We start from the raw sequence: 24,244 nt of genomic DNA, 5'->3' as shown, positions 1-24,244 counted from the left end.
CATGAAGCGTGAAGGCAATACTCCACTCACCTTCGATCTGTTCAGCGATGATCCGCAGCAGGTGGAGCCTGCGGTTGAACAGATCGGTCCTTGCTCCTGGGTATTGCGCAGCTTTGCGACGCCCTGGATCGAGCGCGTGCTTCCCGCATTGGAGAGCGTGCTGGCCCAGGCGCCGTTTCGGCACATGGTGACTCCCGGCGGTTTCACCATGTCTGCCGCACTCAGCAGTTGCGGCAGTTTTGGCTGGTCTACCGACCGTCACGGCTATCGTTACAGCGCCGTGGATCCACAAACGAGCCAGCCCTGGCCGCCAATACCCGAGGTGCTGATGCAACTGGCACGCGAAGCGGCATCGGCCACCGGCTTCCCCGGTTTTACCCCCGACGCCTGCCTGATCAACTGCTATATTCCGGGCGCGAAAATGTCCCTGCATCAGGACAAGGACGAGCAGGATCTGCAATGGCCGGTGGTATCGCTGTCATTGGGAATTGCGGCGGTGTTTCTGTTTGGCGGCTTCGAGCGCGCCGACAAGGCACAGCGGATCGTCTTGCAGCACGGCGACGTGGTGGTCTGGGGCGGTGTCGATCGCCTGCGTTTTCACGGCGTGTTGCCGATCAAGCCAGCGGAGCACCCGCTGCTGGGCGAACAGCGGATCAATATCACGTTCAGAAAAGCCATGTAACCCGGCAGTTGACCGGTTATTCGGCAGTTGTAGCCTCGCACATCGCCCGAGCCTTGACCGGGCACATCACGCGGTGCAGGTTCAAAGCCGTGTTGATAATGCCGATGTGACTGAACGCCTGGGGGAAATTGCCCAACATGCGCTTGCTGCGAGGGTCATATTGCTCGGCCAGCAGCCCCACGTCATTGCTCAGCCCGCATAAGCGGTCGAACAACTCCCTGGCTTCCTGGCGCCGCCCCAGCAGGACGTAGACGTCCGCCAGCCAGAATGAGCAGACCAGAAAAGTCCCTTCACTGCCGGAAACGCCGTCCGCGCTACGATCACTGTCATAACGCAACAGCAAGCCATCCTGCATCAGGCTGCGCTCGATCTGCGCGACCGTCCCGACAACCCGTGGGTCATCAGCCGGCAAGAACCCCGTCAACGCGATTTGCAGCAGGCTGGCGTCCAGCGCCTTGGCGCCGTAGGTCTGAACGAAACTGCCCAGCGCCGAATCAAATCCATTCAGGCACACATCTGCATGTATCTGGTCAGCCACGCTGCGGTAGTGCTGGGCCAATGCCCGGTCCTCATCGGTGACAGCAGTCTGCGCAATCAGCGACGCGTTGCGATCGAAGGCGACCCAGGTCATGACTTTGGAATGGGTAAAATGCCGTGGTTCAGCGCGAATCTCCCAGATGCCTTTGTCCGGCATATGCCAAACCTTCTCAAGGAACGGCATGATGACTTTGGAAATCGCTACGCTGCGCGGCAGCCGTGGCAGGCCGCCTTTCAACGCCTGTATCATGGCGTCAGCGACTTCGCCATAGACGTCCAGTTGCATTTGCGTCGCCGCCGCGTTGCCGATGCGTACCGGTTTGGAGTTTTCGTAACCGCTTAGCCAGGGCAGCTCGTATTCCGGCAAGCGCCTTTCGCCACCCAGCCCATACATGATCTGAATCTGTTCCGGATTACCGGCCACTGAGCGCAGCAGCCATTCACGCCACGCCGACGCTTCCTCGAAATACCCCAGGTTCATGAACGCGAGCAACGTCATCGTTGCATCACGCAGCCAGCAAAACCGGTAGTCCCAGTTGCGCTCGCCACCCAATTGCTCGGGCAGCGACGTGGTGACCGCCGCGACGATGCCGCCAGTGGGCGCATAGGTCATGGCTTTGAGGGTGATCAGCGAGCGTTTGACCTGCGCAGTCCACTGCCCGACGTCAGGACAGCGATCCGAAAACTCGCGCCAGAAACCCTCGGTGCGCTGCAGCTCCTGCTCGGTATCAATGGCTGTTTGCAGGGTTTCAGTGGAAGCCTGATGGCTCAATATGAACGTCTCGCGATGGCCCGCCGTGACGCGAAAATCGCAGCCAGTATGGTGATCCAGCGCGTGCAGGGTCTCCGTGGCGCGCAACACCAGCATTTCCGGACCGGCAATCGCGGTCAATGTCTCGCCATCTCTGTTTTCCACCCACGGAACGGTGCTGCCGTAATCGAAACGGATGGCCAAGTCCATGCCGAAGGCGACTTCACCTTCAAGCCCGACCACGATCCGTACCACGTGACTGCCTTCGTCGACGGGCATGAAGTCGATGAGCATGGCTCGACCGCCTGCGGTCTGGAAGACCGTTTCCAGGATCAAGGTCCCTTCGCGATACCGTCGCTCGGTAAAGATAACCGGCTCTTTTGGCGAGATCTTCCAGCGGCCGTTATCGCTCGAACCGAGCAATGCTGCGAAGCAGGCCGGCGAATCGAACCGTGGGAAACATAACCAGTCCAGCGACCCGTCCCTGGCGACCAGCGCGGCAGTCTTGCAGTTACCGAGCAATGCGTAGTCTTCGATCAGTGCAGCCATGAAAAACGTCCGCCATCGTGGAAGTGTTCGTTACCTGCGCTCTGCCCAGCTTGATCAGCGCGGCAGGATGTAGCGCTCAATCGCTGCAGCGACACCGTCTTCGAGATTGCTGCCCGTCACGTGATCCGCCTCTCGGCGCACGCTTTCTTCGCCTTGCCCCATGGCTATCGACAAACCGGCCTGATGGAACATGGCAACATCATTGCCACCGTCGCCAATGGCTACGGTCTGCGCTGGCTCGATGCCAAACAGTTCTGCCAGGGTTAACAACGCCTTGCCTTTATTGGCGTCCAGCGCCGTGACGTCCAGATAATACAGCTGCGAACGCGCAGCCAGCGCCAGCCCGGCGATAAGCGGATTGAGCTGCGACTCAAGACGCTTGAGCAGTTCGAAGTCCTTGCTCGCTGCGACGATTTTGTCGACTCGCCCAATGTAGGGTTCGAAGCTTTCCACCTGCACCGGCTCGTAACCCAATGTCGTGCGCTCGTGGTCAACGTAGTCGCCCGCAGGATCAATCAGGAACCATTGATCATCGGCAAATACCCAAAGCGATACCGGGTAATCGGCAAACAGATTGATACAGGTGCGTGCCGCCTCCTCGGCTATTCGGTAGGCTTTGAGCACGCTGCCGTCAGGGTTGATGATATTGCCGCCATTGAAGGCCACCGAGGGCAGATCGATACCCAAGGCTTCAATCTGCTGCCGCATGGCACGGGGTGGACGACTGCTCGCGACCGTGAAGAGAATGCCGGCGGCCTTGAGCCGTGCAACGGCGTCGATATTGGCCTGACTCAGGCTATGATCGGGGCGCAGGAGCGTGCCATCGATGTCGGAAAGCAGGAATTTGATTGGAAGTTCAGCTTGCTCAGACATCAATATCCCGCCATTCACGACCATCACGGGCCAGCAAATCATCGGCAGCGGCCGGCCCATCTTCCCCAGCTTTATAAAACTCGACTTGCGGGTTCTTCTGCCAGGCATCCAGGAACGGTTGTACCGCACGCCAGCCGTTTTCAATATTGTCAGCGCGCTGGAACAGTGTCTGGTCGCCGGTCAGGCAGTCATAGATCAGTGTTTCATAGCCGGTGGACGGCTGCATTTCGAAGAAGTCCTTGTACGCAAAACCCAGCTCGATATCTTCCATATCCAGCGTCGGCCCTGGTCGCTTGGCGAACAGGTCAAACCACATGCCTTCATTAGGCTGGATCTGGATTCTCAAGAAGTTGGGCTTGAGGCGGTCCACTTCGGTATCACGGAACTGCGCATAGGGTGCCGGCTTGAACGAAATCGCGATTTCCGTGCTACGCACGCCCATGCGCTTGCCGGTGCGCAGGTAAAAAGGCACGCCGACCCAGCGCCAGTTATCGACCATCACCTTGATCGCGACAAATGTTTCCGTGGTGCTGTCCGGCTCGACCTTGCTCTCTTGGCGATAACCGGGGACGACCTTGCCGTCCTTGCTGTTCTCCGCGTACTGACCGCGCACGGAATTGGCCAGGGCTTCCTGCTCGGACCAGGGACGAATCGCCCCTACCACCTTGGCTTTTTCGCCGCGTACTGCATCGGCGCCAAAGGCAGCAGGAGGCTCCATGGCCACCATTGCCAGCAGCTGGAACAGGTGATTCGGCACCATGTCCCGTAGCGCACCGGTGTGCTCGTAAAAACTGCCCCGGGTCTCGACGCCGACCGTTTCAGCCGCGGTGATCTGCACGTGATCGATGTAGTGGTTGTTCCAGAACGACTCGAACAGTCCGTTGGAAAACCGGCTGACAAGGATGTTCTGCACAGTTTCCTTGCCCAGATAGTGATCGATCCGATAAATCTGCTTCTCGCTCATCACCTTCAACAAGCAGGCGTTGAGCGCGACCGCACTGGGCAGGTCGGAGCCGAAGGGTTTTTCGATGACGACGCGGCGAAATTCTTCTTCGCTTTCCACCAGCAAACCCGAGGAGCCCAGGCGCTGCGCTACTTCGCTGAAGAAGCGCGGCGCCGTCGCCAGATAAAATACTGCGTTGCTGGTGCCAGTGCTTTCGATCTTGCTGGCGAGGTCGGCATAGGTGGAATCGTCGAGAAAATCGCCTTGCACATAACTGATCCGGCTCGCCAGGCGCCGCCACAGCTCAGGATCAAGAGGCTCCTTGCCGCCCTCCGCCACTTTGGCGGCGGCTTCCTGACGGATGAAATCTTCCAGTTTTTTTGCGAAGTCGGCATCGCTGATTGCGTTGTGGTCGACACCGACAATATGCAGGTTATCGTCGACCAGACCATCACGGAACAGGTTGTACAGCGCCGGCATCAGCAAGCGCTTGACCAGATCACCATGGGCGCCAAACAGAAACAGCGTCGTAGGCGGCGCAACGGCGGGCGTTTGCTGAGACGAGCTGCGCGACAACCCCATTACTTTGGCCCCTCCTTATGGCCGCCAAAGCCGAAACGCATGGCCGAAAGCAACTTGTCAGCGTAGGAGCTTTTCTGCCGCGAGCGAAAACGGGCAAACAGCGCACTGGAAAGCACCGGCACCGGAACGGCCTGTTCCATGGCGGCCTCGATGGTCCAGCGACCTTCGCCACTGTCCGCCACTGCGCCAGAATATGCGTCCAGTTGAGGATCGGTCGCCAGGGCATCGGCAGTCAGATCAAGCAACCAGGACGAAACCACGCTACCGCGACGCCATACCTCGGCGATATCAGCCATGTTCAAGTCAAAACGTTGTTCGACTGGGAGGTTTTCCGAATTCTTCTGCTTGAGGATATCGAAGCCCTCGGCAAAGGCTTGCATCATCCCGTACTCGATGCCGTTGTGGATCATCTTGACGAAGTGCCCGGAACCGGCCGGACCGGCATGGATATAGCCACGTTCGGCCCGGTCATCTGCAGAATCACGACCTTTTGTGCGCTCTACCGAGCCGTAGCCCGGAGCCAGGGTTTCGAACAGCGGGTCCAGGCGGCGCACGATGTCGTTTTCGCCACCGATCATCATGCAGTAACCGCGCTCCAGGCCCCAGACGCCACCTGAAGTGCCGACGTCCACGTAGTGCAAACCTTTGGCCGTGAGGGCCTTGGCGCGGCGGACGTCATCTTTGTAAAACGTATTGCCGCCGTCGATGATCACGTCATCAGCGTCAAGTAATTCGCTCAAGACCTCGATGGTTTCTTCGGTCGGGTCGCCAGCCGGGAGCATGACCCAAATGGCCCGAGGTTTATCCATTGCCGCAACCATGGCGGCAAGATCAGCTACAGCCGTCGAGCCTTCTTTGGCCAACACGCTACGCGATGCTTCATCGCGATCAAACACCACAGTGGTGTGGCCGTTGAGCATCAAACGTCGTGCGATATTGCCGCCCATGCGGCCCAGCCCAACAATTCCAAGTTGCATGTGGCCTTGCTCCTAAAATTTGTAGAAAAAGGTGCCTCAAATCCGGCTCACCCTCGGGAGAGCCTCGCATGAGGGGTTAGTCCTGAAAGGTCGGACATCGGTTCCCGTCGACAGTGAAAGCGTATGTTCAGACTGTCGGATAAAGCCATTCTGTCGCGATTGGGAAACGTTCGCGACCATTGAAAATAAAAAAGTTCCATTCTTGGGCAAAAGAAATCAGAATCGGTGCCGATAGAGAGGTATGCAGCGGCGATTCGGCGTTCGATAGTCATTGCAACAGGCCTTTCAGGTTGAATCCCGCCATTCGCGAGGTGAGCAATGAGCACACTACTACCAGCACTTGCACCACAAACCCTCTATGTCACTGTCCGCCGTGACGAACTGCGCAAGCTTAAAGAAGAGCGCGAGCAATTGCAGAAAAAGGTCGCTCATCTTAGCCTCATGCTGCAACAGTCCCAATCAAGCCAGTCAATCACTGCGCTGCACGCCTGATCCCTGCTGCACCTTGTAACGCACCTGCATTATCGATCATCGCGGCAAGCCCGATTCGCCGGCTTGCCCGCCTGTGATTCCCTTCCTTTTCTGTAGCTCTCCAGATCAACTTCGGTCATGCGCGGTGTGCATCTTCGACTGTCCGGTTGTTCGCCGATACATTCTGTAACCTCTATGCGCTCTCTGTCACCCCTGCCCTCCGCAACCGCCGACATTTTTTTCACACCCGCGTCGTAATACTTGCCGCCCTTGTGAAATGCCCTGGTTCTGTGCCTCGCCGCACCAGGGACATGCCGAGCGGTCGGGACCTTTATTCCCCCGGACTGCTCAATTGAATGATGAGTTGGAGCGCTTGATGACAATGGTTAAACGGAGCGATACGACTCCGAAAGGTTTTGACTGGGCTGGCCTCGCCTGGCTGTTCGTTTTTTTCTGGTACTTCTCTGGCATTACCCAATTACTGATACAACTGACCAACACCTCAGGGTTTTCCGGGTTTCGTCAGGCGTTCGTGATGAGCGGCATCTGGCTCGCGCCAATGCTGATGTTCCCGGCCAGAACACGGATTATGGCGGCAGTCATCGGTGTCGTTCTATGGGCTTGCTCGATGGCCAGCCTGGGATACTTCTTCATCTATCAGCAGGAATTCTCCCAGAGCGTCATCTTCATCATGTTCGAGTCGAACGTGTCGGAAGCGGGCGAGTACATGACTCAGTACTTCGCCTGGTGGATCGTTCTTGGATTCATCGCTCACACTGCGTTTGCGATTTTCCTGTGGACTCGCCTGCGCCCGGTGTACATGCCCCGAGGTCGCGCATGGGCGGTAGCAGTAACTTTGCTGGTGGCAATTATTGGTTACCCTCTGGCCAAACAGCTGGCCCGCCACGATGACGTAGCGTCCGGGATCGAAGCCTTCGAGACCCGCATCGAGCCTGCGGTGCCTTGGCAGATGCTCGTGGCGTACCACCGCTACACTCAGCAACTGGACAGTATGCAAGGCATGCTCCAGAGCAGTAGCAACATTGCACCGCTGGGCAACCTCAAGGATCAGCAGGCTGATTTACCCGCGACAATGGTCCTGGTCATCGGCGAATCAACCAATCGGCAACGCATGAGCCTGTATGGCTATCCGCGCCAGACCACGCCGAACCTGGATCAGCTCAAGAATGAGCTGCAAGTCTTCAACAATGTCATCACGCCGCGCCCGTACACCATCGAAGCGCTGCAGCAGGTCCTGACTTTCGCTGACGAAGAAAATCCCGACCTGTACCTGAAGACGCCCTCGCTGGTCAGCGTAATGAAACAGGCCGGCTACAAGACCTTCTGGATTACCAATCAGCAAACCATGACCAAGCGCAACACCATGCTCACGACGTTCTCCGAGCAGGCCGATGAACAGGTTTACCTCAACAACAACCGTAATCAGAACGCGCGGCAATACGACGGTGACGTCATCGAGCCGTTCGGCAAGGCCTTGACCGACCCAGCGCCGCGCAAGCTCATCGTGGTGCATCTGCTTGGCACCCACATGAGCTATCAGTATCGCTACCCGCCGACTTTCGAGAAGTTTACCGACCGCAAGGGCGTGCCCGACGCGATCAGCGACAGCCAGCTGGAGCTGTATAACAGCTACGACAACGCCGTGTTGTACAACGATTTCGTGGTGTCGAGCCTGATCAAGGAATACGCCAAGACTGATCCAAATGGCTTTCTGATGTATCTCTCGGATCACGGCGAAGACGTCTATGATTCACCCGGCCATAACGTGCTGGGCCGTAACGAAGCCAAACCAACGATGCCGATGTATACCGTTCCTTTTATGGTCTACGCCTCACCGAAGTGGCAACAAACCCACAACTGGGATTTCACCAGCATCAAGAACAGGCCTTACACCAGCTCTCAGCTGATCCATACCTGGGCACAGCTGGCCGGCTTGACGTTTGATGAGCTGGATACGAGCAAGAGCCTGGTCAGTTTCGACTTCAAGGAGCGTCCGCGCATGATTGGCGACCCCTACCACGAGAAAGGCCTGACCGACTTCTCACTTCTGCAAGGCGATAAACCCGTACCGCCCACACCGGAAGTCGCCCAGAAGTAACCGGATCAGAACGAGCAAGAAACAAAAGGCCTGTCAGCAATGACAGGCCTTTTGCGGTTATTGCCTGGCGATCTTTGGCGGTTGCAGGACATGGCGATGATCACCGCATGGGAGAGTTCCGGGGTTTGGCGGTGATGAACAGACAACGCCAGATATGTAGCTATAAACAACAGGCTGCTCACCACTGAGCAGCTGGTTTGATCCCAAATCAATATCGGCCTTCCCTGGCGCTCATTTCAATCCACGAATCGAGTTGCACGAAAACCGAAGACGGCCCCCAGAACTGCACCGATCACTGCACTGCCCAGGCCGGGTATCAACATGTTCGCGACGGAGGCACCCCTATCGTCGTCGCGATCACGGTGACATCCATTGCACGACTCATCAGATCGCGCTCCACACGTTTGGCTTTGCTTCCTGCCATCTCTGTCTCCCTATCGATTCTGGCGCCACCCTGACTGAGCGCGCTGGAAAAAATAGTGCTCGCGTCCGAAGCCGCTTGCAATGTGAGGACGAACAATTCAGAACTATCCTACGGGCGTCCTAGCCCTTACCGCATCGTGCTTATAGCGTTTTCTGCCAGAACATCGCCTTGCCCATGGCAGGATCAAGCTCATAGCCGGCAAAACCTTGTTTCAAATACGCGCCCTGAGCCACCGTGTTGCCTTCGAGCACTTCCAGAGTGAGCTTGCAACAGCCGCGCTGGCGAGCGATCTCTTCCACCTTGCTCAACATCTTCTGGCTGATTCCCAGGCCGCGCTGTCCACCGATCACCACAACATCGTGGATGTTCACCAAGGGGCGGCACTGGAAGGTAGAGAAGCCCTCGAAACAGTTGACCAGACCAACCGGCTGACCTGCAACGAACGCCAGGACGCTGAAAGCATGGGGGCGCTTGGCCAGTTCAACAGCCAGCTGCTGTTGCGTATCGAGGGACAGGGGCTCGCCACCGCCCATGACATCTTGTGCGTATTGATTCAGCAGGAAGCCGATTGCTTCAGCGTGAACCGGATTGGTGTAACTCGCTTGCAGTACCAACACCTCTGGGGCTTCCATTTCCTTCCTCATCTGACTGCTTTAGATGGGCCTTTTCCGTAGGATTCAGCCCTGGGCCGCTGATTCTATCTCGCTGCGCGCCAAAATGTTTCCACCGGCTCGCACTTCTTTGCACGGGTGCCCTGACAACTAGCGATGCGCGCACCAGGAAAAAGCATCCAGCCCCCGCTGCGTACCTTAAATGCTCACAAGCGCAATACACCGAGCCGCAAGGCGTCTATAGTGGTTCAATTGTCGAACAATCCGACGACCGGTAATCTTCGAAGTTTCGCGCCAAACGTCGCTCTAAAAAAGAGCATTAGGCGACTTCAGCGCTTCTCCGGTCGCTGTCCAGCTCGGTCGAAAGTCCGTGCCAAGCCGCATTCCAGACATTTCCGACAAAAAAAGTCGAAACTTCTCGAATACCCATGGGTCAGCTTAATAGAGCGCCTATGCTGTTGGCAGTGTGCCGAAACCAGGCGCTGTCGCTCTGTCCAGTCTTAACGCAAACGGTAAATGGGTACTGATCTTGCGTAGTGCTTTTATGCCCGGCCATAGGACATGGCCAATAAAAACCAAGTGCAGTACTAACACTGTATTAAATGGGAGAAATCGATGATAAGCGCCGCTGTCAAAACCCAGAAGGGAGAGAGTTTTAATCAGCCGGCCAGCGAGCTGACTCATCTGCCGGTTTTCGCTACGACGAGCGTTCCACTGCTGCAACTGCCCACCTCACAGCCAATGATTGCTCCGGTCAACAGGCGAAAAGTCCTGTTTGTGACGTCGGAATTGGCTGACCTGGTTAAAACCGGGGGTTTGGGCGATGTGTCTGCTGCTCTGCCGCGAGCCATGCGTCACCTGCACGACGTCCGTGTGCTGATACCCGGCTATCCACAGGTCCTCAATAGCGGCAATCCGATTCATGTCATCAGTCAGTTAGGGGGCTACGCTGCCCTTCCCCCTTGCAAGATCGGCCGTATGGACATGAAGGACGGACTGGTCATCTACGTACTGATCTGCCCTGAACTGTATGAACGCGAAGGCACCCCTTATGCCGACAACAATGGCCGCGACTGGTCGGACAACCATATTCGTTTCGCACGCCTGGGCTTGGCCGCTGCCGAATTCGCCGCAGGTGCTGTCAAGACTCAGTGGTGTCCGGAGCTGGTTCACGCCCACGACTGGCCTGCCGGACTTGCACCGGCGTATATGCGCTGGCGCGGGCAGGCCACGCCTAGCATTTTCACCATTCATAACCTTGCCTATCAGGGAACCGTCAGCACTGGTTCAAGCCGTGAGTTGGGGATTCCCGACGAAGCGCTTGGCGCTGACGGCATGGAGTTTTACGGCAAGCTGTCGTTCATCAAGGCGGGTATGGCTTATGCCAGCCATATCACAACGGTCAGCGCGACCTATGCCAAGGAAATCACCACGCCCGAGTTTGGTTGCGGACTGGAAGGTTTCCTGCAAAGCAAGGCCAATCGTGGTCAGCTCAGTGGCATTCCCAACGGCATCGACGCCAGTTGGGATGCGGCAACCGATGAACACCTGATTTGCCACTTCACGGCCAATGAATGGCAGCGTAAGGAAATCAACGCCGATCACGTGCGGGAACTGTTCGAGCTGGAACCGTCTACCGGCCCGCTGTTTGCCGTGGTGTCACGCCTGGTTTACCAAAAAGGCCTGGACCTGACCATCGGTGTCGCCGAGCACATTGTCGAGCAAGGCGGACAAATCGCGATCATTGGTCGGGGCGAGCCTGAGGAAGAAGACGCCATGCGCGAACTGGCACTGCGCTTCCCTGGTCAGATCGGGGTGCGGATCGGCTTCAACGAAACCGATGCCCGACGCATGTTCGCTGGCAGTGACTTCCTGCTTATGCCTTCGCGTTACGAACCTTGCGGCTTGAGCCAGATGTACGCCCAACGCTTTGGCTCGCTGCCAATTGCGCGCAACACCGGCGGACTGGCGGACACGATCGAAGATGGCGTGACCGGTTTTCTGTTCGATGAATCGACGGTCGAGAGCTACACCGAAGCCTTGAATCGAGCTTTCAAAGTATTCGCCAATCCGGCGTTGCTCAATGCCATGCGCTGCAGAGCGATGGCCGCCCCTTTCAACTGGCACCAAGCGGTAGAGCCATACGCAGAGCTTTATCAGGACCTGTTGAAAAAGAACGTGGGTGTTTCTCTTAATTACTAACAAGGGGTAGCTGGATGCCTCTGCGTACAGAAAAAAACTGGCGCCACGGCGCCGAATTGCTGGACTCTGAAAACACCCGGTTCGCCCTTTGGGCGCCGGATGCTGACCAAGTAAGTGTTGAACTGCAAGACGGCCAGTCTCTGGCCATGCTTGCGCAAGATGAAGGATGGTTTGCAATCGAGGCCCGCTGCCCGGCGGGCACTCAGTACCGCTACAAAATCAATGGGGACATGGAAGTCCCCGACCCCGCCTCCCGCGCTCAAGCCTCTGATGTCCATTCCCCGAGCATTGTGATTGATCCCCTGTCCTATGAATGGCAGAACAGCCACTGGCAGGGCCGTCCATGGCATGAGGCCGTTATCTACGAAGTGCATGTCGGGGTTCTGGGCGGCTATGCCGGCGTCGAGACACATCTGGAACGCCTGGCCGGATTAGGTGTGACTGCTATCGAACTGATGCCGATTGCGCAGTTTCCCGGCACGCGCAATTGGGGCTACGACGGCGTGCTGCCTTATGCGCCGCAGTCTTCCTATGGCACGCCTGACGAACTCAAGCATCTGATCGATACAGCTCACGGTTTCGGGTTGATGGTCATTCTCGATGTGGTCTACAACCATTTCGGGCCAGATGGCAATTATCTGGGCTGCTACGCGAAAGGCTTTTTCCGCAGCGATGTGCATACCCCGTGGGGCGATGCCATCGACTTCCGCCGCCGTGAAGTGCGTGATTACTTTATTGATAACGCGCTGATGTGGCTGCTGGAATATCGTTTCGATGGCCTGCGCCTGGACGCGGTACACGCGATCAATGACTCGACGTTCCTCACTGAATTGGCCGCCACGGTTCATGAGCAAATCGTCGCCCCGCGCCACGTCTGGCTGAATCTGGAGAACGAGTTCAATCAGGCCAGTCTTCTGGAGCAGGGTTTCGATGCGCAATGGAATGACGATGGGCACAATACGCTGCACGTCCTGCTGACCGGCGAAACCGACGCTTATTATTCGGATTTCGCGCACGAGGCCACTGAAAAGCTTGCGCGCCTGCTCAGCCAGGGTTTTGTCTATCAAGGCGAAAGTACACGCCACGGGCATGCTCGCGGCGAATCAAGCGGTCATTTGCCGCCGAGTGCTTTCGTGCTGTTTCTGCAGAACCATGACCAGATTGGCAATCGGGCCTTTGGTGAACGACTCTCGCAGATCAGCCATGGCCCGGCCCTGAAAGCAGCGACTGCGTTGTTGCTGCTTTCGCCGATGATTCCGCTGATGTTCATGGGCGATGAGTGGGCGGCGAGCGAGCCATTCCTGTTTTTCACCGACCACCATGGCGAACTGGCCGATGCGGTACGCGAAGGGCGTCGTGGCGAGTTTGCCGACTTCGCTGCATTCGCCGATGAAGAGAAGCGCGAACACATTCCTGATCCCAATGAACCGGCGACCTTCGAGGCTTGCAAGCCGGCCTTCGACGCGGTGTACCTGGAAACCGACATTGGCGCCGATCACCACAGCTGGCTGGAGCTTTACCGCCAACTGCTGGAAATCCGCCATTGCGAAATCATGCCGCGTCTGCAAGGCGCACAAGCGCTTGGTTGCGATGTATTGAGCGAAGGCGCTGTTTCGGCGCGCTGGCGTATGGGCGACGGCACCCAACTGCGTATCGATCTTAACTTGTCCGAGCATGCTGTGACCGCGCCTAAATGGCACCCGGCCAGCGTTCTTTTTGAAACACTGCCACATGCGGCAGAACTTTCCCGGCGAGGCACCCTCAATCCTTACACGGCCATTGTCAGCCTGATAGCAATCGATGTTCTGGAGAGACAGGATGAGCAATGAGCAACTAGAGGCACTGGCAACCGAAGCAGGCTTGTCAGTGGACTGGATCGATGCAAACGGCCGGCCACAGCGAGTCAGCCCGCAAGTTCTGTGCAAAGTGCTGGACGGCCTGGGTTATCCCGCCGACAGCCATGATGAAATCGACACCAGTCTGCAACGACTGCGGGCTGCAAATCATCAGCCGACGCCACCGCCACTGCTGACCGTCGACCACGGCAGCAACCTGGATTTGAGTGCTTGGTTTGAACCGGGTACGCCGTTTGTGCTGTCGCTGGAGGATGGCGCTACTATCGACGCCAATCTGACCGCCACCGGGCAACTGCCAGCGCTGGCGCCCGTTGGCTACCAGCAATTGAGCATTGCCGGGCAGCATCTGACTATCGCCGTAGCGCCTGAAACCTGTTTCAGCATGGCCATGGCTACCGACACAAAAGTCGCCCGCACCTGGGGCCTGACTGTTCAGCTGTACGCCCTGCACCGCGAGGGTGATGGCGGCTTCGGTGACACGCAAGCGCTGGAAGCGCTGGCCCGCAAGGCGGGTGAGCGAGGCGCTGATGCTCTGGCGATCAGCCCGGTGCATGCCATGTTTGCCAACGACCCCCATCGTTTCAGCCCCTACTCGCCTTCAAGCCGGCTGTTCCTCAACAGTCTGTATTGTTCGCCTGGCACTATTCTCGGTGAGCGAGCCTTGCGTCTGGCAATCGATGAAACCGGGCTCGGTGACGAACTCAAGCGTCTCGAACAGCTTGAGCTGATCGACTGGCCTGCTGCGGCCACGGCCAAATGGAAAGTGCTGCACAAACTTTACGAAGCGTTCAGCGGTTGTGACCACCCTTTGCATGAAGACTTCAACAGCTTCCGCCACAGTGGCGGCGAGGCGCTGGAGAACCACTGTCGTTTCGAAACCCTGCGTGATGAAAGCGACCGCTTGGGTATCAGTCAGAACTGGCATGAATGGCCGGAAGCATTCAAGAATCCTCGCAGCGAAACCATTGCTGGCTTCGCTGCTGAACATGGCGCGCAAATCAGTTTCCACGCCTTTGCGCAGTGGCTGATGGCTAGAGGCCTTGAGCGCGCACAAATCGCGGCACGCAGCAGCGGCATGCGGGTTGGTCTGGTTGCTGATCTGGCGGTGGGCGCGGACGGCGCTGGCAGCCAGGCCTGGAGTCGTCAGGATGAGCTGCTGTCTGCGCTGACCGTCGGCGCGCCACCGGACATCCTCAACCGTTCCGGACAGAGTTGGGGTATTTCGGCGTTTTCCCCGGCTGGCCTCAAGCGCAATGGGTTTCGTGCGTTTATCGAAATGCTGCGCGCCAATTTCGCTCATGCCGGCGGCCTGCGTATTGATCACGTGATGGGTCTGCAAAGGCTTTGGGTGGTACCGCTGGGAGCTCTGGCCAGTGAAGGCGCTTACCTGAATTATCCGTTGGATGACATGCTGCGTCTGTTGAGCCTGGAGTCATGGCGGCATAAAGCCGTGGTACTGGGTGAAGACCTGGGCACCGTGCCTGAAGGCCTGCATGAAAAACTGTCGGCCCGGGCGATTCTCGGCATGCGCGTATTGTTGTTCGAACAGCACAACGCGCATTTCAAACCGGTCCTGGATTGGTCTGACGAAGCCCTAGCGATGACCAGCACCCATGATTTGCCGACACTCGCGGGCTGGCTGGCCGAGAAAGACATCGACTGGAACCTCAAACTCGATTTAGTGGACAGCCAGCAAGCCGGGCAATGGCGCCTGGATCGACAAAAGGAGCGTGCCGGACTGTGTACCGCTCTCGCGCAGAATTCCGATAATTTCTGCGACGACAGTCTGGAAGTCGATCAGATCATTGATGCGTCAGTTCGTTATCTAGGCCATACCCGTGCGCCGTTGGTGTTGTTGCCGATGGAGGATGCGATGGGCCTGTCCGAGCAATTCAACTTGCCGGGCACCACCGACAGCCACCCAAACTGGAGACGCCGACTTCCGGGTGATTGCAGCACTTTGCTGGATGATCCACACGTGGCGCGACGTATCGAGCTGCTTTCTCAGGCACGTCTTCAAGCTGCGGAGCGTGACCAATGAAACAGACTATCAATCCGCTGCGTGCCACTCAGCGTTTGCAGTTTCACAAAGACTTCACCCTCGACGATGCGGTGCCGTTGATACCCTACTTTGCCAGCATGGGCATCAGCCATATCTATGCTTCGCCGCTGCTCAAGGCCCGTGCAGGATCGATGCACGGTTATGACGTCGTCGATCCACGCGTGATCAACCCGGAGCTCGGTGGCGAGCCCGCCCTGCTGCGCCTGGTGAACGCGATGCGCGAACATGGCATGGGGCTGATTCTAGATATCGTTTCCAACCACATGGCGGTTGGCGGCGCAGATAATCCATGGTGGCTCGATCTGCTCGAATGGGGACGCCGCAGCCCATACGCGGACTTTTTTGACATCCAGTGGAACTCCCCGGACCCCTTGCTTGAGGGTCAATTGCTGCTGCCGTTCCTGAGCAGCGATTACGGCACCGTGTTGCAGGCTGGTGAGATCCCCTTGCGCTTCGACGCTGAGCATGGCGCTTTTTACATCGAGCATTATCAGCATCACTTCCCGATTAATCCGGCCACCTACGGTCCGTTGCTGGAATCGGCAGAACACCCGCAGCTGATCGAGCTGAGCAAGCGGTTTGCTGCGCTGGAGCAGTATCCGCAGGCTTATGAACGTGCCCGTCAAGCCCGCGCCGAACTCGCCGAACTGGCCCAGGACAGCGCCGTCGTAGCGGCCATCGAGCAACGCCTGGCACGCTTTGACTCCAGTAAACCCGAGGGTTTCGAGCGCCTGCATCAACTGCTTGAACGTCAGCACTATCGGCTGGCCAGCTGGCGAACGGCGGGTGACGACATCAACTGGCGGCGATTCTTCGACATCAACGAACTGGGCGGTTTGCGCGTTGAACGGCCGAATGTGTTTGAGGCGACTCACGGCAAGATCTTCGAGCTGATCGCCAGAGGTCTGGTTGACGGCTTGCGAATCGATCATATCGACGGGCTCGCCGATCCGCGCGGCTACGGACGTAAATTGCGTCGGCGCGTAGAAAGACTGCTCTCGCAACGACCACCTGGCACCGAATTGGCGCACTTGCCGATCTTTGTCGAAAAGATCCTTGGTCCTGACGAACAGCTGCGCGAAGACTGGGGCGTAGACGGCACGACTGGCTACGAGTTCATGAACCAGGTGTCGCTGCTGCAACATGATCCCAAGGGACAGGCGCCGCTGGCGGAACTGTGGAGTCGATTGAGTGAACGCACTGCTGACTTCAATCAGGAAGTGCTGGAAGCTCGCGACTTGGTATTGCACGGCACCCTGGCCGGGGATTTCGAAAACGTAGCCCAATCCCTGCTGCAAGTCGCACGTAGCGATCTGATGAGCCGAGACCTGACTCTGGGCGCAATTCGCCGGGCGCTACTGGCGCTGGTGGTCAACTTCCCGATTTATCGCACCTATATCGGCGTGTGCGGCCGCTCTGCGGAAGATGACCGCTTCTTCCAGCAAGCCATGCACGGCGCGCGCAATACCCTGAGCGAAGCTGACTGGCAGGTACTGGATTATCTGCAACGCTGGCTGGGTGGCGAATCCTGGCGCGAACTGCCACGCGGCCGTCAGCGCAAACTGTATCGCAATGCCTGTGTGCGCTTCCAGCAGTTGACCTCGCCGGTAGCGGCCAAGTCAGTAGAAGACACGTCGTTCTATCGCAGTGCAGTGTTGCTGTCGCGTAACGACGTGGGTTTCCACCCGCAACACTTCAGCGCACCCGTCGAGGACTTCCATGCGGCGTGCCTCAAGCGCCTGGAGTCGTTCCCGGACAATCTGCTGGCCACCGCCACGCACGACCACAAGCGCGGCGAAGATACTCGGACCCGGCTGGCGGTTTTGAGCGAGTGCTCAGGCTGGTACGCCGAGCAAATCGAACGCTGGCGCCAACTGGCCCTACCCCTTAAAGGTGAAGACGTCACGATCAGCGCTGGCGATGAGCTGATGTTGTATCAAGCCATGTTGGGTAGCTGGCCTTTCGGTCTGGAAAGCGAGGAAGACTACAAAACCTATGCGAATCGACTGACTCAATGGCAGGAAAAAGCCCTGCGCGAAGCTAAACTGCAAAGCAGTTGGAGCGCCAATAACGAGCCGTATGAGCGCGCATGCCGGGAGTTCCTGCATAACATCCTGCTGGCCCCTGAAGGTCTTGCATTGCGCCAGTCGTTAGGCGCCACTGCCAACCGAATCGCCGCAGCGGGTGCGCTCAACAGCCTGGCGCAGACTTTGCTTCGCAATACCGTGCCCGGTGTTCCGGATCTGTATCAAGGCACCGAGTATTGGGATTTTAGTCTGGTGGACCCGGATAACCGTCGCCCGGTTGACTATCCTGCAAGGGCGCAATCGTTGAGCGAGATTGCCAGCGTCACCGAGTTGCTCGGCAACTGGCAGGACGGGCGAATCAAACAGGCAGTGATCGCCAAAGTACTGAACCTGCGCGCCGAACATTCGGGCTTGTTCAGTCGCGGCCAGTACATTCCTCTGGAAGTGGCTGGCGTTCACGCTGATCGGGTCTTGGCCTTCGCCCGGATCCTGGATGGCGTACATGCAATTGTCATTGTTCCACGGTTGTTTAGTGAACTATTGGGCACCGCCCAAGCTCCATTCATCAATGCCGACAATTGGGGAGATACGCGGGTCCTTTTACCGTTCACGGATTCAGAAGCAAGTTGGAAGGGACTTTTTTCGGAGGCCGTAGTCACAACTGGTAGGGAGTTGTTGCTCAACGCAGCACTCAAGGAATTTTCTGTGAATCTGTTTATTCAAACTACGTAATACCTGGGAGTGTCGAGATGAGTGCCGACGAAAAACGAATTCGCGAGTTTGCATATCAAATTTGGGAATCAGAAGGCCAACCTGAAGGCCAGGATGAGCGCCACTGGAAAATGGCCCGCAAACTGGCCGAAGCCGAGGCGAAGGCCCCAGAAAAGTCCTCTGCTAGCAAGACAGCAAAGCCCAAGGTGCCTAAGGTCGACAAGACATCTGACGGCAAAACCGCGCCTGCCGCCAAGCCGACAGCCAAAGCTGCAGCCAAACCGGCTGCCAAGCCTGCCAGCAAGGCCACCGCAGCCCCGGCTGCCAAGCCAGCTACTGCGGCGAAACCCGCTGCAAAACCTGCCGCAGCGCCAGCAGCCAAGGGCAAACAGTCCACACCCGTGACTCAGGCAGAACAGCCTGCGAAACCCGCTGGTAAAAAGCCGCGTAAGCCTTCGGCTCCCTGAATTCTCAGGGTGCAGCGTTAGTTAAAGACCGCAGGGGATGGGCCGGTCACGGTCCTCACCTGCGGCAAACCCATTTTTCTGTTTTTTTAATTGAAGCCACGGGCTTCGATAGCGGTCCCGGCCGCCTTGTAAATCTACAACTCCAGGATAAGCCATGAGCACGCAGCAGTCTAAAACCGCAAAAAAAGAGGCCCCGAAGGGCGAGCCCACCAAGGAGAAGAGCGCAATTCCGGAAATCAATTCCTCGCGCATCAAGGAAGGCCTGCCCTTCCCTCTGGGCGCCAGTTGGGATGGTCTGGGCGTCAACTTCGCGTTGTTCTCGGCCAATGCAACCAAGGTCGAACTCTGCCTGTTCGACTCCACTGGTGAAGTTGAACTCGAACGCATCGAGTTGCCGGAATACACCGACGAGATCTACCACGGCTACTTGCCCGACGCGCACCCTGGGCTGATCTATGGCTACCGGGTCTACGGGCCGTATGACCCGCAAAACGGTCACCGCTTCAATCACAACAAATTGCTGATCGACCCGTATGCCAAGCAATTGGTCGGCGAGCTGAAATGGTCGGAAGCCCTGTTCGGCTACACCATTGGCCATGAAGACGGCGACCTGAGCTTCGACGAGCGCGACAGCGCGCCGTTCGTACCCAAAAGCAAGGTCATTGACCCGGCCTATACTTGGGGTCGTGATCAGCGAGTCAGCGTACCGTGGGACAAAACCATTCTTTATGAGACCCACGTTCGCGGCTTCACCATGCGCCATCCAGAGGTACCGGATGAGCTCAAGGGCACCTTCTCCGGCTTGATGGTCGAGCCGGTGATCGAACACATTCGCAAGCTGGGCGTGACCTCCGTCGAACTGCTGCCGATTCATGCCTTCGTCAATGACCAGCATCTGCTGCACAAAGGCATGACCAACTATTGGGGCTACAACAGCATTGCCTTCTTTGCTCCGGACCCGCGCTACCTTGCCCATGGCAAAATCGCCGAGTTCAAGGAAATGATCGCGCACATGCACCATGCCGGTCTGGAAGTGATCCTCGATGTGGTCTACAACCACACCGCAGAAGGCAATGAGCTGGGCCCGACCCTGTCCATGCGCGGGATCGACAACGCTTCCTACTATCGCTTGATGCCCGACGACAAACGCTTCTACATCAACGATTCCGGCACCGGTAACACGCTGGACCTGAGTCACCCGTGCGTGCTGCAAATGGTCACCGATTCGTTGCGCTATTGGGCGACGGAAATGCACGTCGACGGCTTCCGCTTCGACCTTGCAACCATCCTCGGCCGTTACCACGACGGTTTCGACGAACGCCACAGCTTCCTGGTCGCTTGCCGTCAGGACCCTGTGTTGCGTCAGGTGAAACTGATTGCCGAGCCGTGGGATTGCGGTCCAGGCGGTTATCAAGTGGGCGGTTTCCCACCGGGCTGGATGGAGTGGAACGACAAATTCCGCGACACCGTGCGGGCGTTCTGGAAAGGCGATGAAGCGCAGCTGGCGGACTTCGCCGGTCGTATGACCGCTTCGGGCAACATGTTCAATCAGCGCGGCCGTCGTCCACAGGCTTCGGTGAACTTCATCACCGCTCACGATGGTTTCACGCTGCACGACCTGGTGTCGTACAACGACAAGCACAACGAAGCCAACGACGAGAATAACCAGGACGGCAGCAACAACAACCTGTCCTGGAACCACGGCGTTGAAGGCCCGACTGACGATCCGGAAATCAACGCGCTGCGCCTGCGTCAAATGCGTAACTTCTTCGCCACGCTGCTGCTGGCCCAAGGCACGCCGATGGTGGTTGCCGGTGACGAGTTCGCCCGTACCCAGCATGGCAACAACAACGCCTACTGTCAGGACAGTGAAATTGGCTGGGTCAATTGGGATCTGGACGAAGATGGCAAAGCGCTGCTCAAGTTCGTCAAACGCCTGATCAAGCTGCGCCAGACTTATCCAATCCTGCGTCGTAGCCGCTTCCTGGTAGGCGATTACAACGAAGAAATCGGTGTCAAGGATGTGACCTGGCTGTCTCCGGACGGCAGCGAAATGGGCATCGATCAATGGGAAGACGCTAATGCGCGTTGCCTGGGTATGTTGATGGATGGCCGCGCGCAGGAAACCGGCATTCGTCGTCCCGGCGCGGACGCAACGCTGCTGCTGGTGGTCAACTCGCACCATGATGGGGTCAACTTCACCCTGCCGCAGGTACCGGAAGGGGCTCACTGGACTTGCCTGCTCGACACCAATCAGCCGGATGCACGCCTGAAGGAAGAGTTTGTCTTTGGTGCTGAATACACAGTTACGGCGCGCTCCCTGCTGCTGTTCGAACTGCAGCGCGACGAGCAGCCATGAGCCAGGCGCTGAGCGAGTTTCTCGATTGGCGCAGGCACGGCTATGCCGATACGCGTGCGCTGGGCGAGTGCTTGCAGGCGCTGGTGACTGAACGGCTGGATCAGCTGCCACTTCCCGCCGGCGGTCAGACACTTGAGCGCTGGCAGGCATTGGCCTGTGTTGCCGGGCACGACCTTGGGTTGTGCAAACTGTTCGAAGGTCATACGGATGCTCTGGCAATCATGCACGAGCTTCAGGCTCCCCTGCCCGAAACGGGCAGCACCTGGGGCATGTGGGCTGCCGAGCCTCCCCAGGCCCGGGTCAATGTTCGTCGTGACGCGGGCTCGCTGCTACTCAACGGCCGCAAGGCCTGGTGTTCCGGCGCAGCGGTACTGAGTCATGCATTGATCACGACCTGGGACGAGCAGGATCGCCAGCAACTGGTGGCGGTCAAGCTCGATCAGGTAGGCGTCACCGTCAGCAATGACGGTTGGCGTGCCATTGGAATGGGCGCTACCGGCAGCGTGGAAGTGCTGTTCGAGAATGCTCAGGCAATGACAGTTGGTGAACCCGGCGCCTATCTGGTCCGGCCTGGATTCTGGCAAGGCGGCATCGGTATTGCCGCTTGCTGGTACGGCGCATCCCGTGGGATTGCCCAGCGTTTGTTGCAACAGGCAATCAAACAGGATGAACCGCATGCAATGGCGCATCTGGGTGCGGTGGATACAGCACTGCACAGCGCGTCAACGGTGCTACAAACAGCAGCTGTCAGCCTCGATTCAAACCCGCACGACGATGCCGAGCTATTGGCTCGGCGCTGTCGTGCGGTCATCGAGCACAGCGCTGAACAGATTATGTTCCATGTGGGTCGCGCGATGGGGGCTGGCCCCTATTGCAAGGACGCGCATTTCGCCCGGTTGATCGCTGATCTGCCGGTATTTCTTCGCCAGAGTCACGCAGAACGGGACCTGGCGGCATTGGGTCAACTGACCGCCCGCCAGGGTTCGGTCCCGCCATCAAGGACGTGGCTGCTATGAAAGAAAATCCAATCGTCGGCAGCGGCACCTCGCTGCAAGCCTGGAACAACTCGCACAAACTCGCTCAGCTGCCGGTGATTACCGTCGATGTATTGGTGCCGGTCAATTCCCGCGCTGTCATCATTGCGCCGCATCCGGATGATGAAATTCTCGGCTGTGGTGGCCTGATGCGCCAGCTTGCCCAACTGGATCGCCAGTTGAAGCTGATTTCCGTCACTGACGGCAGTGGCAGCCATCCCGGCTCGCGAGCATGGACAACGGAGCGACTGAGCGTTATTCGCCCTCAGGAAAGTGCTGAGGCGTTGCGTCGCCTGGATATACCTTTGCACAGCCTGCAATGGATTCGTGGCGGATTCGGCGATAGCGCAGTCGCTGAGCAGGAAGACGAACTGGTGGCATTTCTCGAACGTTACCTGCGCCCTACCGATGTGGTGTTTGCAACATGGGCCATGGATGGGCATACCGATCATGAAGCCGTTGGGCGCGCCAGTGCCCGCGCCGCAGCCGCCGTGGGCGCGCAATTTCATGAAGTGCCCATCTGGGCCTGGCATTGGGCCGATCCCGAAGATGAACGTCTGCCTTGGGAACGGGCCCGCAAGATCCTCCTTGACCCGATGACGACAGCACGCAAGCGTCATGCGGCGCATGCCTTCGCCAGCCAGCTTGAGGGCGATCCACTGATTGGCTTGCCGCCGGTGCTACCACCCTCGGTGCTGGAGCGATTGATGCGGCCCTTTGAAGTGGTGTTCCTGTGAATAATCAGTCCGCCAGTGTCAATGACAGTTATTTCGACGCACTGTTTAACGGTAACGACGATCCGTGGGCATTCAAACAGCGTTGGTATGAACGCCGCAAGCGCGCCTTGACCCTCGCAGCCCTGCCCAAGGAACGTTACCAACGGATTTTTGAGCCCGGCTGCGCCAATGGTGAACTCAGCGCGGATCTGGCCACGCGTTGCGAGCATCTGATCTGTTGCGATACCTGCATGCCAGCGGTCGAGCTGGCACGGGAACGCCTTATCGGCTTCAGCCATGCCAGCGTGATGCATGGCCGCTTACCGCAACAATGGCCGGAAGGTCAGTTCGACCTGATCGTCTTCAGTGAGTTGGGTTATTACCTGGATGAGCACGACCTGCAGCTCTGGATTGATCGGGCGTTGCAGTCGCTGACTGGAGACGGCCAGCTGCTCGCTTGTCACTGGCGACCGCAAATTGACGGGTGTCCGATGAACGCCGAGCAGGTGCACGCCGTCCTTCAGGATCGCCTGGGCATGCACCGGGTTTTCAACCATCAGGAGCCCGATTTCCTGCTCGATCTGTGGAGCCGGGACGCTAGCTCAGTCGCGCAAATGGAGAATCTTCGATGATTGGCGTACTGATTCCGGTGCATAACGAGGAGCAACTGCTGGGCGCATGCCTGGAGACCGTGCTGCAAGCGGGTCAACATCCAGCCCTTGCCGGCGAACAGGTGGTGGTCCTCGCTGTGCTCGACAGCTGCTCGGATGCCTCCGCCGAGATTGCTCGGGGTTACCCGGTCGCTATCCTCGAAGTGCTGGCGCGCAACGTCGGCCAGACCCGCGCGGCGGGCGCGCAGTATTTGCTGGATCTCGGGGCGCGCTGGATTGCCTGCACTGATGGTGACAGCACCGTTGCCGAGGACTGGCTGGTCGAGCAGTTGGCGCTGGATGCCGATGCAGTGTGCGGCACCGTCACTCCAGGCCATTGGGACAAGGATATTCCCGAACACGCACAAATCCGCTACCAACAGCACTACCAGCATCGCGACGACCATCGGCATATTCACGGCGCCAATCTGGGCGTCAGCGCTGTAGCGTACCTGCGCGCCGGAGGATTCCCACCGCTCGCCTGTCACGAAGATGTCCAGCTAATCCGCCAATTGGAGATGAGCGGCGCACGAATCGCCTGGAGTTGCCGCCCGCGTGTGACCACCAGCACTCGACTCAACGCTCGCGCCCAGGGTGGGTTTGGTGATTACTTGCGAACGCTGAGTAGCAGCCCGGCTTGA

18 protein-coding genes are annotated in these 24,244 nt (G+C 58.1%); 13 read left to right on the top strand and 5 right to left on the bottom strand.

Features of this window, described 5'->3' with window-relative positions:
* The first annotated feature begins 1 nt into the window (after position 1).
* Positions 2–682 carry a DNA oxidative demethylase AlkB gene (gene alkB / locus AFK24_RS24095; protein WP_065835616.1) on the top strand — a complete coding sequence of 227 codons (681 nt, stop codon included), beginning with the start codon at positions 2–4 and terminating at the stop codon, positions 680–682.
* Positions 683–698: 16 nt separating this feature from the next.
* On the opposite strand, the gene AFK24_RS24090 is transcribed toward alkB, so the two are convergent.
* Genes AFK24_RS24090 through gnd form a run of 4 tightly spaced genes read right to left on the bottom strand, consistent with a single transcriptional unit; the run spans position 699 to position 5,894 of the window.
* Positions 699–2,519 (bottom strand): glycoside hydrolase family 15 protein, encoded by a 1,821-nt coding sequence (locus AFK24_RS24090; RefSeq protein ID WP_065835615.1) that lies wholly within the window; start codon positions 2,517–2,519, stop codon positions 699–701.
* A gap of 54 nt (positions 2,520–2,573) precedes the next feature.
* Positions 2,574–3,392, bottom strand: coding sequence for a Cof-type HAD-IIB family hydrolase (locus AFK24_RS24085; protein ID WP_065835614.1), 819 nt, complete (start codon positions 3,390–3,392; stop codon positions 2,574–2,576).
* The gene (gene zwf / locus AFK24_RS24080) at positions 3,385–4,917 is read right to left on the bottom strand and encodes a glucose-6-phosphate dehydrogenase (protein WP_065835613.1); all 1,533 of its coding nucleotides are present in this window, start codon (positions 4,915–4,917) and stop codon (positions 3,385–3,387) included. Before zwf ends, AFK24_RS24085 begins: the two co-directional genes overlap by 8 nt.
* Entirely contained in the window at positions 4,917–5,894 is a 978-nt protein-coding gene (gene gnd, locus AFK24_RS24075; RefSeq protein WP_065835612.1) for a phosphogluconate dehydrogenase (NAD(+)-dependent, decarboxylating), read from the bottom strand. Before gnd ends, zwf begins: the two co-directional genes overlap by 1 nt.
* A 318-nt stretch (positions 5,895–6,212) precedes the next feature.
* On the opposite strand from gnd, the gene AFK24_RS24070 reads away from it, so the two are divergent.
* Complete coding sequence (locus AFK24_RS24070) at positions 6,213–6,386, top strand: DUF6026 family protein (protein ID WP_065835611.1); 174 nt, start codon at positions 6,213–6,215, stop codon at positions 6,384–6,386.
* Positions 6,387–6,741: 355 nt separating this feature from the next.
* Positions 6,742–8,484: a phosphoethanolamine transferase CptA gene (locus AFK24_RS24065; protein ID WP_065835610.1), complete on the top strand. Its 1,743-nt coding sequence runs from the start codon at positions 6,742–6,744 to the stop codon at positions 8,482–8,484.
* Between the two features lie 564 nt (positions 8,485–9,048).
* On the opposite strand, the gene AFK24_RS24060 is transcribed toward AFK24_RS24065, so the two are convergent.
* Positions 9,049–9,540: a GNAT family N-acetyltransferase gene (locus AFK24_RS24060; protein ID WP_065835609.1), complete on the bottom strand. Its 492-nt coding sequence runs from the start codon at positions 9,538–9,540 to the stop codon at positions 9,049–9,051.
* Positions 9,541–10,134: 594 nt separating this feature from the next.
* On the opposite strand from AFK24_RS24060, the gene glgA reads away from it, so the two are divergent.
* The 10 genes from glgA to AFK24_RS24010 all read left to right on the top strand — a co-directional run bounded on the left by glgA (position 10,135) and on the right by AFK24_RS24010 (position 24,244).
* On the top strand, positions 10,135–11,721 hold the full coding sequence (glgA, locus tag AFK24_RS24055; protein WP_065835608.1) for a glycogen synthase GlgA: 1,587 nt from the start codon (positions 10,135–10,137) through the stop codon (positions 11,719–11,721).
* A 14-nt stretch (positions 11,722–11,735) separates the two neighbouring features.
* A complete protein-coding gene (treZ, locus tag AFK24_RS24050; RefSeq protein WP_065835607.1) occupies positions 11,736–13,550 on the top strand; it encodes a malto-oligosyltrehalose trehalohydrolase in 1,815 nt (604 codons plus the stop codon).
* A complete protein-coding gene (gene malQ, locus AFK24_RS24045; protein WP_065835606.1) occupies positions 13,540–15,618 on the top strand; it encodes a 4-alpha-glucanotransferase in 2,079 nt (692 codons plus the stop codon). Before treZ ends, malQ begins: the two co-directional genes overlap by 11 nt.
* On the top strand, positions 15,615–18,398 hold the full coding sequence (locus AFK24_RS24040; protein WP_065835605.1) for a malto-oligosyltrehalose synthase: 2,784 nt from the start codon (positions 15,615–15,617) through the stop codon (positions 18,396–18,398). The genes malQ and AFK24_RS24040 overlap by 4 nt, the downstream gene beginning before the upstream one ends.
* A gap of 17 nt (positions 18,399–18,415) precedes the next feature.
* Positions 18,416–18,844 carry a DUF2934 domain-containing protein gene (locus AFK24_RS24035; RefSeq protein ID WP_065835604.1) on the top strand — a complete coding sequence of 143 codons (429 nt, stop codon included), beginning with the start codon at positions 18,416–18,418 and terminating at the stop codon, positions 18,842–18,844.
* A gap of 154 nt (positions 18,845–18,998) precedes the next feature.
* Positions 18,999–21,203, top strand: a complete 2,205-nt coding sequence (gene glgX, locus AFK24_RS24030) for a glycogen debranching protein GlgX (RefSeq protein ID WP_065835603.1) — start codon at positions 18,999–19,001, stop codon at positions 21,201–21,203.
* Positions 21,200–22,219, top strand: a complete 1,020-nt coding sequence (locus AFK24_RS24025; protein ID WP_065835602.1) for an acyl-CoA dehydrogenase family protein — start codon at positions 21,200–21,202, stop codon at positions 22,217–22,219. The genes glgX and AFK24_RS24025 overlap by 4 nt, the downstream gene beginning before the upstream one ends.
* A complete protein-coding gene (locus tag AFK24_RS24020; protein ID WP_065835601.1) occupies positions 22,216–22,974 on the top strand; it encodes a PIG-L deacetylase family protein in 759 nt (252 codons plus the stop codon). The genes AFK24_RS24025 and AFK24_RS24020 overlap by 4 nt, the downstream gene beginning before the upstream one ends.
* Complete coding sequence (locus AFK24_RS24015) at positions 22,971–23,585, top strand: SAM-dependent methyltransferase (RefSeq protein WP_080482278.1); 615 nt, start codon at positions 22,971–22,973, stop codon at positions 23,583–23,585. The genes AFK24_RS24020 and AFK24_RS24015 overlap by 4 nt, the downstream gene beginning before the upstream one ends.
* A complete protein-coding gene (locus AFK24_RS24010; protein ID WP_065835600.1) occupies positions 23,582–24,244 on the top strand; it encodes a glycosyltransferase in 663 nt (220 codons plus the stop codon). Before AFK24_RS24015 ends, AFK24_RS24010 begins: the two co-directional genes overlap by 4 nt.

Source organism: Pseudomonas syringae, from assembly GCF_001698815.1.
GTDB classification, from domain to species: Bacteria; Pseudomonadota; Gammaproteobacteria; order Pseudomonadales; family Pseudomonadaceae; genus Aquipseudomonas; species Aquipseudomonas syringae_A.
The sequence above is the reverse complement of the archived record's forward strand: the minus strand, read 5'-3'. Positions and strand labels throughout refer to the sequence as shown.